11 protein-coding genes are annotated in these 12,155 nt (G+C 57.3%); 10 read left to right on the plus strand and 1 reads right to left on the minus strand.

Features of this window, described 5'->3' with window-relative positions; translation table 11 throughout:
* Positions 1–31 precede the first annotated feature (31 nt).
* Positions 32–805: a transcriptional regulator GlcC gene (gene glcC, locus AACY26_RS10425; RefSeq protein ID WP_339513714.1), complete on the minus strand. Its 774-nt coding sequence runs from the start codon at positions 803–805 to the stop codon at positions 32–34.
* 251 nt (positions 806–1,056) lie between these two features.
* Between glcC and glcD the strand changes: the two genes are divergently transcribed.
* From glcD to AACY26_RS10475, 10 genes are all read left to right on the plus strand, one after another.
* A complete protein-coding gene (gene glcD / locus AACY26_RS10430; RefSeq protein WP_339513716.1) occupies positions 1,057–2,556 on the plus strand; it encodes a glycolate oxidase subunit GlcD in 1,500 nt (499 codons plus the stop codon).
* Positions 2,556–3,620 (plus strand): glycolate oxidase subunit GlcE, encoded by a 1,065-nt coding sequence (gene glcE, locus AACY26_RS10435; protein WP_339513718.1) that lies wholly within the window; start codon positions 2,556–2,558, stop codon positions 3,618–3,620. Before glcD ends, glcE begins: the two co-directional genes overlap by 1 nt.
* Positions 3,621–3,623: 3 nt before the next feature.
* Positions 3,624–4,841: a glycolate oxidase subunit GlcF gene (gene glcF / locus AACY26_RS10440; RefSeq protein WP_339513720.1), complete on the plus strand. Its 1,218-nt coding sequence runs from the start codon at positions 3,624–3,626 to the stop codon at positions 4,839–4,841.
* 10 nt (positions 4,842–4,851) lie between these two features.
* Complete coding sequence (locus tag AACY26_RS10445) at positions 4,852–5,253, plus strand: heme-binding protein (RefSeq protein ID WP_339513722.1); 402 nt, start codon at positions 4,852–4,854, stop codon at positions 5,251–5,253.
* A 40-nt stretch (positions 5,254–5,293) separates the two neighbouring features.
* Positions 5,294–7,462: a malate synthase G gene (locus AACY26_RS10450; RefSeq protein WP_339513724.1), complete on the plus strand. Its 2,169-nt coding sequence runs from the start codon at positions 5,294–5,296 to the stop codon at positions 7,460–7,462.
* A 187-nt stretch (positions 7,463–7,649) separates the two neighbouring features.
* Positions 7,650–9,350: an L-lactate permease gene (locus AACY26_RS10455; protein ID WP_339513726.1), complete on the plus strand. Its 1,701-nt coding sequence runs from the start codon at positions 7,650–7,652 to the stop codon at positions 9,348–9,350.
* 156 nt (positions 9,351–9,506) lie between these two features.
* A complete protein-coding gene (locus tag AACY26_RS10460; RefSeq protein WP_010487692.1) occupies positions 9,507–9,674 on the plus strand; it encodes a rubredoxin in 168 nt (55 codons plus the stop codon).
* 224 nt (positions 9,675–9,898) lie between these two features.
* Positions 9,899–11,047, plus strand: coding sequence for an NAD(P)/FAD-dependent oxidoreductase (locus AACY26_RS10465; protein WP_339513728.1), 1,149 nt, complete (start codon positions 9,899–9,901; stop codon positions 11,045–11,047).
* Positions 11,048–11,232: 185 nt separating this feature from the next.
* Positions 11,233–11,505, plus strand: coding sequence for an HU family DNA-binding protein (locus tag AACY26_RS10470; RefSeq protein ID WP_010487690.1), 273 nt, complete (start codon positions 11,233–11,235; stop codon positions 11,503–11,505).
* A 146-nt stretch (positions 11,506–11,651) separates the two neighbouring features.
* Positions 11,652–12,044, plus strand: a complete 393-nt coding sequence (locus AACY26_RS10475; RefSeq protein ID WP_339513730.1) for a helicase — start codon at positions 11,652–11,654, stop codon at positions 12,042–12,044.
* The last annotated feature ends 111 nt before the right edge of the window (positions 12,045–12,155 follow it).

The following is a 12,155-nucleotide window of genomic DNA, read 5'->3' on the forward strand; positions in this document are numbered from 1 at the left end:
TTGAGGTGCGCGAGTTTATCATGTGGTTTCTTCATGCCCAGCCTTCGAGGCGCATGGTCGCACGCACCAGGCGTTGTTCTTCAAGCTCGATGTCTTTGAGGTTGTCACGAATGCTGTGTATGTGTTCGCGTGCGGCGCGCTGGGCTTGTTCTGGCAAACGCTCGATTACGGCGTGATACAGCCGTGAATGCTGACGGTCGATCTGGCGTTTTTGCAGCGGCCGGTGGTAAAGGTTATTGACCGAAGCAAACACCGAATTGAGCATCAAGTCAGTCAGTGACTGCAGGGTGTGCAGCAGCACCGGGTTATGCGATGCCTCGCAAATGGCCAGGTGGAATGCATGGTCGAGCCGTGCATGTTCGCGGGCATCAATGGCACGGGTGTCGCTATGGGCGGCGAGCATTTCTTCATAGCGCCGGGTCAGCAACACGAAATCCGCATCGGTGCCACGCAGGGCGGCCAGTCGCGCTGACTCCGCCTCCAGCAGGCCGCGCACTTCCAGCAGATCAAACAAGGTGCGTGGTTGTGAACTGAACAGGTGCATCAGCGGGCTGGCATCGCGGGTGCCGGTGAGTTGCGCCACGCGTGAATCGCGACCTTGGGCGGTGTCGATGATGCCGCGCCCGCGTAATACTTTCAGTCCTTCGCGCAGGGCTGAGCGAGAAATGCCGAGCTTCTCGCACAAGCGTCGTTCCGAGGGCAGCGGCTGCCCGACCTTGAGTACGCCATCGACGATAAGGCGTTCAATTCGCTCAGCGACCACATCACAGACCTGGCGCCGTGCTGGAATGATTTCTGCAGGCATAGGGTTCCTTTGCAACTGGTAGGACCAGTTATTAATTGTTGTTCGAGGTGTAATCAATATAAACCGATCAGCCAATAATTGCGGGCTTTATAGCAAGGCATCAATAAGACCTATTGCTTAAAAACTGGTCGTACCAGTTGTTGTGGCGCTAGACGGTAGGTCACCGGCAGCTTAAACATAGGCGGCATAACTAGCCTGTGCATGTTTTGCAGGGGCAATAACAATAACGCTGCTGTTGAAATGAGCCTGCCATGAGCATTGTTTACGACGAGCGAGTCGATGGCGTGCTGCCTAAAGTTGATAAGGCCGCGCTATTGAGTGAACTGCAAGCGCGCCTGCCCGACCTTGACGTGCTGCACACTGAAGAAGACCTCAAGCCATACGAATGCGATGGCCTGTCGATGTACCGCACCACGCCGATGATGGTGGTGCTGCCTGAGCACATTGAACAAGTCGAAACCCTGCTGAAAATCTGTCACCAGCGCCAGGTTCCGGTCGTTGCGCGCGGTGCTGGCACTGGTTTGTCTGGCGGCGCCCTGCCTCTGGAGCAGGGGATTTTGCTGGTTATGGCGCGCTTCAATAAAATTCTCGAAATTGATCCGGCTGGGCGCTTCGCTCGCGTGCAACCGGGTGTGCGTAACCTGGCGATCTCACAAGCCGCCGCGCCCTATGACCTGTATTACGCACCGGACCCATCCTCGCAAATTGCCTGTTCGATTGGTGGCAACGTCGCTGAAAATGCCGGTGGCGTACATTGCCTTAAATACGGCCTGACGGTTCACAACCTGCTCAAAGTCGAAATTCTCACTGTTGAAGGCGAGCGAATGACGCTGGGCAGCGACGCGCTGGACTCGCCCGGCTTTGATTTGCTGGCATTGTTTACTGGCTCTGAAGGCATGCTCGGGATTGTCACCGAAGTGACGGTCAAGCTACTGCCCAAGCCACAGGTGGCCAAGGTCTTGCTGGCCAGCTTCGACTCGGTCGAAAAGGCCGGGCGTGCGGTGGGTGACATCATCGCGGCGGGGATTATTCCTGGCGGCCTGGAGATGATGGACAACCTGGCGATTCGCGCCGCCGAGGACTTCATTCACGCCGGTTACCCGGTTGATGCCGAGGCCATTCTGCTCTGTGAGCTTGACGGTGTTGAGGCGGATGTTCACGCCGACTGCGAGCGGGTCAAGCAGGTGCTTGAAGCCGCAGGTGCAACTGAGGTTCGCCTCGCCCGTGACGAAGCCGAGCGCGTCAGGTTCTGGGCCGGACGCAAGAATGCATTCCCGGCTGTTGGCCGCATTTCGCCAGATTATTACTGCATGGACGGCACAATCCCGCGCCGCGAATTGCCCGGCGTACTTAAAGGCATTGCCGATTTTTCCGAAGAGTACGGCCTGCGCGTGGCCAACGTATTTCATGCCGGTGACGGCAATATGCATCCGCTGATTCTGTTCGATGCCAACCAGCCGGGCGAGCTTGAACGCGCCGAAGCGCTGGGCGGCAAGATTCTTGAGTTGTGCGTGAAAGTTGGCGGCAGCATTACCGGCGAGCACGGGGTGGGCCGTGAAAAAATCAACCAGATGTGTTCACAGTTCAACAGCGACGAGCTGACCTTGTTCCATGCGGTGAAAGCAGCTTTTGACCCCAGTGGCTTGCTCAATCCGGGCAAGAACATTCCCACCTTGCACCGCTGCGCCGAGTTTGGCTCGATGCACGTGCATCACGGTCAACTGCCATTTCCTGAACTGGAGCGTTTCTGATGGTTGTGCGCCACGATGCAGACGCCAGCAACGCGCTGCTTGAACAAGTTAACCAGGCCCTCAATAGCGGCACCAAGTTGCGTATTCAGGGCGCTAACAGCAAGGCATTTCTCGGCCGCAAGGTCGAAGCTGAAGTGTTGGATACCCGCGCCCATTGCGGCATTGTCAGTTACGACCCAACCGAGCTTGTGATCACCGCGCGCGCCGGTACACCGTTGGTTGATTTGCAAGCAGCGCTGGAAGAAGCCGGGCAGATGCTGACTTGCGAGCCGCCACACTTTGCAGAAGGTGCAACCGTCGGTGGCATGCTCGCGGCGGGTTTATCAGGGCCGCGCAGGCCTTGGTCGGGTGCGGTGCGTGATTTGGTGCTTGGCACTCGGGTTATCACCGGTTTTGGCAAGCACTTGCGCTTCGGCGGCGAAGTCATGAAAAACGTCGCCGGTTACGATGTTTCGCGCTTGATGGCCGGCAGCTTTGGCTGCCTCGGGCTGGTCACCGAAGTGTCGCTCAAGGTCCTGCCCAAACCGCGCGAATGCGTCAGCCTGCGCTTTGAGGTTGATGTCGAGACGGCCCTGAAAAACCTGGCTGAGTGGGGGCAGCAGCCGATTCCGATCAGCGCCGCGAGCTATCACGACAATGCGTTGCACCTGCGTCTTGAAGGCGGCGAAGGGTCTGTCGCCTCGGCTCGCGAGCGCCTGAGTTGCGAGTTGCTCGATGGCGATTACTGGCAACAACTCAATGAACATCAGCTGCAATTTTTCCGCAGCGACAAGCCGCTATGGCGTATCTCCGTGCCGAACAATACCGGCGTATTGGCGCTGCCGGGTGAGCAGTTGATCGATTGGGGCGGGGCGCAGCGCTGGCTCAAATCAGACAGCGATGCCCAGACCATTCGCCGGATTGTCAGCGAAGTGGGCGGCCACGCAACCTGTTTTACCCCGGACGCGTGCGACAGCCCGATGCCTCCGTTGAGTGCACCATTGCAGCGTTATCACCGTCAGCTCAAGGCCCAGTTGGACCCGCAAGGGATCTTCAACCCAGGCCGTATGTACTCCGAGGTTTAAGCCGTGCAGACCAATTTAAGCGAACAAGCCAAGCGTCTGCCGCGTGCCGAAGAAGCCGAAAGCATTTTGCGCTCGTGCGTGCATTGCGGTTTTTGCAATGCGACTTGCCCGACTTACCAGTTGTTGGGTGACGAACTGGACGGCCCGCGCGGGCGAATCTATTTGATCAAGCAAGTGCTTGAGGGTAATCAGGTTACCGCCAAAACCCAGCAGCATCTGGATCGCTGCCTGACCTGTCGTAATTGTGAAACCACCTGTCCTTCAGGCGTTGATTACCACAACCTGCTCGATATCGGCCGCGCCGTGGTGGATGCCGCCGTGCCGCGCTCAGCCAGTGATCGTATCTTGCGTGAAGGCCTGCGCCTGCTGACGCCGCGCCCGACCCTGTTTAAATCCCTGACTCAGGTTGGGCAGGTGTTTCGTCCGCTGTTGCCGCAGACGTTGAAGAACAAATTGCCGCGAGTCGTGCGCCCAGCCAAGGCCCGGCCTGCGGTTACCCATGCGCGTCAGGTTCTGATGCTCGAAGGCTGCGTGCAGCCGGGCCTGTCGCCCAACACCAATGCGGCGGCGGCGCGTGTACTGGATAAGTTGGGCATTAGCGTCAAGCCGATTCAACAAGCCGGTTGTTGCGGCGCGGTGGACTACCACCTCAATGCGCAGGATGCCGGTCTTGACCGCGCCCGGCGCAATATCGATGCCTGGCTACCGGCGCTGGAGGCGGGTGCCGAAGCGATTGTGCAGACTGCCAGCGGTTGCGGTGCATTCGTCAAGGACTACGCCCATATGCTCAAGCACGATCCGGCCTATGCCAGCAAAGCTGCACAGGTCAGCGCCCTGACCAAGGATTTGGTCGAGGTGTTGCGTGATGAACCGGTTGAAGCCCTTGGCGCTGACTCCGACAAGCGCCTGGCATTTCATTGCCCCTGCACCTTGCAGCACGCGCAAAAGCTCGGCGGCGCGGTTGAAGAGGTGCTCGGGCGTATTGGTTTCAACCTCACCAGCGTGCCGGACAGCCACCTTTGTTGTGGTTCGGCAGGCACCTATTCATTGACTCAACCGCAGCTGTCGAAGCAGTTGCGGGACAACAAGATGAACGCCCTCGAGAGCGGTAAGCCCGAGGTCATTGTCACCGCCAATATTGGCTGCCAGACCCACTTGGATGGTGCAGGACGCACGCCAGTCAGACACTGGATCGAGCTGGTCGAAGAAGCCCTTAATTAGGATCTATGTCATGCAAACCAAAGCAATTTTGAGCCAGCAGGAAGTCAACCGGATCATTGCCGCAGCGCGTAGCGAAGCCCAGCAAAACCAGTGGGCGGTAAGCATTGCCGTGGTCGATGACGGCGGTCATCCGCTGGGGCTGGAGCGCCTTGATGGCTGCGCGCCGATTGGTGCCTATATCGCCACTGAAAAAGCGCGCACTTCGGCGCTTGGTCGTCGTGAGTCAAAGGGCTATGAAGACATGGTCAATGGTGGACGCAACGCATTCTTGTCGGCGCCGCTGTTGACCTCACTTGAAGGCGGGGTGCCAGTGATTATTGATGGCCAGGTGGTTGGCGCAATCGGCGTTTCTGGGGTTAAAGCCGAACAGGACGCACAAGTAGCCAAAGCAGGCGCACAAAGCCTGAATTGAGTGACTCGCCGGCCCAACCGCAATTAATGGAGATGTGAAGATGACCAACCAGCGCCTGCAAGTAGCTGCCAACCTGCAACGTTTTGTCGATGAAGAAGTACTGCCGGGTACCGGGCTTGAGCCCAAGGCTTTCTGGGCCGGTTTTGATGAGCTGGTGCATGACCTGGCACCGCTTAACCGCCAGCTTTTAGCTGAGCGTGACCGCCTGCAAGTTGAGCTGGATAACTGGCACCGCGCCAATCCTGGGCCGGTCAGTGATATGCCGGCTTATCGAAAATTCCTGGAGTCCATTGGCTACCTGTTGCCGCAGCCCGAATCGGTCAGCGTCAGCACCAGCAATGTCGATACTGAAATCAGCAGTCAGGCTGGCCCGCAACTGGTGGTGCCGGTGATGAATGCGCGCTACGCATTGAACGCTGCCAACGCACGCTGGGGCTCGCTGTACGACGCGCTCTATGGCACCGATGCAATCTCCGAGGCTGATGGGGCCAGCAAGGGGCCAGGCTACAACGAAGTGCGAGGCGCCAAGGTGATAGCCTTTGCCCGCAATGTGCTGGATCAGGCCGCGCCATTGGCCAAGGGTTCGCATGCCGACTCGGTGCGCTACAGCTTGGTCGGCGGTCAGTTGCAGGTTGCCTTGCAAGACGGTTCAACTGTTGGCTTGAAAGCCCCCGAGCAATTTGTTGGCTTGCAAGGTTCGGCCGATGCGCCAAGCGCGATCTTGCTGAAAAACCATGGTCTGCACATTGAAATTCAAATCGACCCAAGCAGCCCAATCGGCAAGACCGATGCCGCAGGCGTCAAGGACCTGCTGATCGAGGCGGCGCTCTCGACAATTCTCGATTGCGAAGATTCGGTCGCGGCTGTCGACGCTGACGACAAGGTGGTGATCTACCGCAACTGGCTCGGCTTGATGAAAGGTGACCTGACTGAAACCCTGGAGAAGGGCGGTAAGCAGATTGTTCGCCGGCTCAATCCTGATCGTCAGTATCAGACAGGCACTGGCGCGGAGCTGACATTACACGGCCGTTCATTGATGTTCGTGCGTAATGTTGGCCACTTGATGAGCAATCCGGCGATTATCGACGGCGAGGGGCACGAGATTCCAGAAGGTATTCTTGACGGCGTGATGACCAGCCTGATTGCCTTGCACGACCTGCAGCGCAAGGGCAACTCCCGTACTGGCAGCGTGTACATCGTCAAGCCAAAAATGCATGGCCCGGCTGAGGTCGCCTTTGCCAATCAGCTGTTTGCCCGCATCGAGGCATTGCTGGGCATGGCCAAGAACACCCTGAAGATGGGCATCATGGATGAGGAGCGCCGTACCAGCGCCAACCTCAAGGCCTGTATCGCTGCTGCTGCTGAGCGCGTGGCGTTTATCAACACCGGTTTTCTGGATCGCACCGGCGATGAAATGCACACGGCAATGGAAGCTGGGCCGATGTTGCGCAAGGGCGATATGAAATCGACGCCCTGGATTCAAGCCTACGAACGTAACAATGTGCTGGTTGGCCTGGCCTGTGGCCTGCGCGGCAAGGCGCAGATCGGTAAAGGCATGTGGGCCATGCCGGATTTGATGGCCGATATGTTGGTGCAAAAAATCGGTCACCCAAAAGCGGGCGCTAATACCGCCTGGGTGCCTTCGCCAACAGCGGCGGTATTGCACGCCCTGCATTACCATCAGATTGATGTGCAAGCTGTGCAGCGCGAGTTGGAGCTGATCGACCTTGGCGCACAACGTGACAGCCTGCTCAAGGACTTGCTCACTGTGCCGGTCGCCGTTGCGCCAAGCTGGAGCGACAGTGATATTCAGCAAGAACTGGACAACAACTGCCAAGGGATCCTGGGCTATGTTGTGCGCTGGGTTGAACAAGGTGTTGGTTGTTCGAAAGTGCCGGACATCCACAACGTGGGCTTGATGGAAGATCGCGCAACCTTGCGTATTTCCAGCCAGCACATCGCTAACTGGCTGCGCCACGGTATCGTCAGCCCGCAGCAGGTTGAAGCGAGCTTGCAGCGCATGGCCGCCGTGGTTGACCAGCAAAATGCGGGCGACCCGCTATACCGGCCAATGGCGCCTGATTTTGCCCAGTCCGCAGCGTATCTGGCGGCGAGCGATCTTGTGTTCAAGGGGCGTGAGCAACCGAGCGGCTATACCGAACCATTGCTTCATGCATGGCGACTGCGTTTCAAGCAGCAGCATGCCTGAGTGACAAACGTAATACCCGGCCCCGACCGCTTTTAGCTGTCGGGGCTTTTGAGCATTGGCGCCGACCTCGGCTAAACGCTGGGGTTGGTGTCACATAGTCCTGTGTAGACCATGCAGGACTGAGTGCGTGGCGCCGGGTAAGACCCGGAAAATATGCGGTTCACAAAAAGAACAAGGAACCAAGCTAATGAGTCAAACACTGTTGTCCATATTGGCCTTTGTGCCATTGATACTTGCGGGCGTATTACTGATTGGCTTTCGTTGGCCAGCCAAGTATGCAATGCCCGTGGTCTTCTTCCTCACCGCAATCATCGGCTTGACTGCATGGGACATGTCCCTGGTCCGGGTCGTTGCCTCAAGCTTGCAGGGGTTGATCCTGACTGCTGCGATCTTGTGGATCATCTTTGGTGCGATCCTGCTGCTCAACACCCTCAAGCATTCGGGTGGCATCAGCGCCATTCGCCGCGGCTTTTCCGGCATCAGCCCGGACCGTCGGGTGCAGGCGCTGATCGTGGCCTGGTTGTTCGGTTGCTTCATCGAAGGTGCGTCAGGCTTTGGTACACCCGCTGCAGTGGCGGCCCCCTTGTTGGTTGCGCTGGGCTTCCCGGCGTTGGCAGCGGTGGTGCTGGGCATGATGGTGCAGTCGACACCGGTGTCTTTCGGTGCAGTTGGCACGCCGATGCTGGTGGGTGTTGTCGGGGGCCTGGACAAGACCGGGATGACTGCACAACTGGCGACAGTGGGCAGCAGCTGGGACATCTTCTTCCAGATGATCGTCTCGCGCGTGGTGATCATGCATGGCGTGATCGGGATATTGATGCCGCTGATCATGCTGTCGATCATGACGCGCTTTTTCGGCAAGAACCAATCCTGGAAAGAAGGCCTGCAAATGGCCCCGTTCGCGATTTTTACCGGTTTGGCATTTTCTCTGCCCTATATGGCGGCCGGGGTTTTCCTGGGGCCAGAGTTCCCGTCGATGATCGGTGCGCTGGTTGGCCTGTCGATTGTGATTCCAGCTGCAAAAGCAGGTTTCTTGCTGCCTAAGCAGACCTGGGATTTCGCCGATGCCAAAGACTGGCCGGCAGAGTGGATGGGCAAGATCGAGATGAAAATCGAAGATATCGCGGGCAAAACCCCGATTTCCGTGCCAATGGCATGGGCGCCTTATCTGCTGCTGGCGGTATTCCTGGTCGCATCGCGGGTGTTTCCTGAACTCAAGGCTGCATTGAGTGCAATCAGCTTTGGCTGGAGCGATATCCTCGGTGAAGCCGGCGTCTCAGGCTCCATCCAACCGTTGTTCCTGCCAGGCGGCATCCTGTGCATCGTGGTGCTGGTGACTTTCTTCCTGCATCGCATGCGTGCCTCCGAGATGGTGGCGGCGATCGGTGAGTCGAGCCGTACGCTGTTGGGCGCTGGTTTCGTGCTGATCTTCACCATTCCGATGGTGCGTATCCTGATCAACTCGGGCGTGAACGGTTCAGACCTGGTGTCCATGCCGGTGGCTATGGCTCAGCTTGTTGCCGATAGCGTAGGCGGTATCTATCCGTTGTTCGCCCCTGCTGTTGGTGCCTTGGGCGCCTTTATTGCAGGTTCCAACACCGTTTCCAACCTGATGCTGTCGCAATTCCAGTACAACGCGGCCGGCCTGCTTGGGGTGTCCGGTGCGATGATGGTCGCTGCGCAGTCAGTTGGTGCGGCGGCGGGTAACATGATTGCCATTCACAACGTGGTGGCCGCGTCTGCGACAGTCGGCTTGCTGGGACGTGAAGGCATCACCTTGCGTAAAACCATGTTGCCAACCCTGTATTACCTCTTGGCAGCGGGTAGCCTGACTCTGATTGCGATGTACGGTATGTCCATCAGCGATCCATTGCTGGCCGCTGGCTAAGCTTTGATCTAGAGCGGTTACTGCCCGTCTTTTGACGGGCAGTCCAAGGCTTTTATTGGCTCAATAGCCAAGGGCAGTCGTCGCTTAACAGCTTGGCGCACTGGCGCATTTACGGTAGTTTCCCGCGCATAACCGTGAGATTCACCTGAGGTTGACATGAAGAAGTGGCAGTGCGTGGTATGTGGTCTGATTTACGATGAGCGTCTGGGCTGGCCGGATGAAGGTATTGCCCCGGGAACGCTCTGGCAAGATGTGCCAGAAGACTGGCTATGCCCAGACTGCGGCGTAGGCAAGGCTGATTTCGAGATGATCGAAATCGGTTGATCCGCATATCAGCGCTTCAAATCAAACGGTGACCCATTCGGTCGCCGTTTTTTATGCGGTTTTTCGGCGACCTGTGTTTGATTTGGAGCCTGAGGAATAATTGGTTAAGGTCGTCTGGTATCAAGCCATGCGCACCTCTTTCAGCGCACATGGTCATCCGCACTCTGTTGGCTTCAAGCAACAACGCGCATGCGTGGCATGCATCAACTCAAAGGAAATATCGTATGAGCGCACCTGTAGTTATCGTCGGTACCGGGCTGGCCGGTTACAACCTGGCTCGTGAGTTTCGCAAGCTCGACAGCGAAACGCCGCTACTGCTGATTACTGCCGATGACGGGCGCTCCTATTCAAAGCCGATGTTGTCGACTGGCTTTGCCAAGAATAAAGATGCCGATGGCTTGAGCATGGCCGAGCCTGGAACCATGGCTGAACAGCTAAAGGTCGAAGTGCGCACCCATACCCGCATTACCGGTATTGATGCCGGACACAAGCAATTGTGGGTTGGCGAGGAAGCCATTGCCTACCGCGACCTGGTATTGGCGTGCGGCGCGCAGGTAATCCGGGTTCCGGTTGAAGGGGATGCGCAAGACGCCATTTACCCGGTTAACGATCTTGAGGACTACGCCAAGTTCCGCAGCGCCTCGGCGGGCAAGAAGCGGGTGTTGATAATGGGGGTTGGCTTGATTGGTTGCGAGTTTGCCAATGACCTGACCCTTGGCGGCTACCAGGTTGAGTTGGTCGCACCTTGCGAGCAAGTCATGCCGAGCCTGTTGCATCCAGCTGCGGCTAAAGCCGTGCAAACAGGGCTTGAAGGCCTTGGCGCCCGCTTTCACCTGGGGCCGGTGTTAGCCAGTCTCAACCACAAGGCTTCGGCACTTGAGGCGCATTTATCAGATGGCTCTGTGATTGAGTGCGACCTGGTGCTTTCGGCAATTGGTCTGCGTCCGCGGACTGAGCTCGCTGCTGCCGCTGGCTTGCAGGTCAACCGTGGGGTAATGGTCGATCGCCAGTTGGCAACATCTCACGCCAATATCTATGCATTGGGCGATTGCGCGGAGGTCGATGGCCTTAACCTGCTGTACGTCATGCCGCTGATGACCTGTGCCCGCGCCTTGGCTCAGACACTGGCAGGCAATCCGACAGCCGTCAGCTACGGAGCCATGCCGGTGACGGTTAAAACCCCGGCGTGCCCGCTGGTGGTGTCGCCGCCGCCGCTTGGAAAACATGGCGAATGGACAGTTACAGGCAGTGATTCTGATATTAAAGCGCTCTGTCATGACAGCTCTGGCGCACTCTTGGGTTACGCGCTAACCGGTACGGCCGTGCAAGAAAAACTGGCTCTAAATAAGGCCCTTCCAGCCCTGTTGGCGTAAATAGCAGTCGATCTGTCGGTTACGCCACAAAATTGCGTGGTTTAACTGCCGATCAGCACTGGCGCTGCTTGTAAACGCATGCCATCCTCCTTGTGTCTGCCGCAGCGCAGAGCTGTTGCGGCGCCTTGGGCGCTGCTCTTGGAGCAGCACGGACACAACAAAAACAAACCGTCAAAGGGGCAATTATGCGTAAACCAGAACTCGCCGCCGCAATCGCGGAAAAAGCAGACCTGAGTAAAGATCAGGCAAACCGTGTGCTGAACGCCGTACTTGAAGAAATCACTGGCGCACTGAACCGTAAAGACAGTGTGACTTTGGTTGGCTTTGGTACTTTCATACAGCGTCATCGTGGTGCTCGTACTGGTAAGAATCCACAAACCGGTGAGCCTGTAAAAATCAAAGCCAGCAACACAGTAGCTTTCAAGCCGGGCAAGTCCCTGAAAGATGCAGTGAACTGAGTATTATGGTTCGGGGCTCTCGGGTCCCGAACTGTTTTACCGGCTGTAATATAGGCCATTTCGACCCACGCTTTAGACCAGATGTAGTCCTGGCTGCAAACCGCTACAATGCGCCGCCGAACCATTCGAATATCGAGACTGTGCGCATGAAGTTCCGTTTTTTACTGTGGATGCTGGGCCGCCTGATGGCCAAGGCCAGTCGTAACAATCCCAAGTTCCAAGAGCAACTCGTCGACCGCGATATGGTGTTCCAGTTGCATACCCTAGACGGCAAGATTGCCCGTCACTTCATTGTCAAAGACCAGCGCATCACCAGTAAGGCTGGCCCAGCCGTCGAGCCTGCGTTCGCGCTTGGCTTCAAGGATGGTGCCTACGGCTTTGCAACCATGAGTGCCAAGAACAAGCAGTTAGCCTTTATGCAGGGTATCCAGAACAAGGATATTCAGATTCAAGGCAACCCCGCGTTGGTCATCTGGTTCCAGGGGCTGACTAAATATCTGGTCCCCAAAAAAACAGCCAGCGCTAAAAAAGCGGCCTGAAGCGCATTTGTCCGAGCAGGGTCTGGCTGGTACTGCCAACCTTAGGTAGTGTTGTGCCGGCCAAGCTTTTTATAGGTACAAAGCCAGAGCTTGAGCCTTAAAAACCCTGTC

Source organism: Pseudomonas sp. RL_15y_Pfl2_60 (genome assembly GCF_963970595.1).
Taxonomy (GTDB): Bacteria; Pseudomonadota; Gammaproteobacteria; order Pseudomonadales; family Pseudomonadaceae; genus Aquipseudomonas.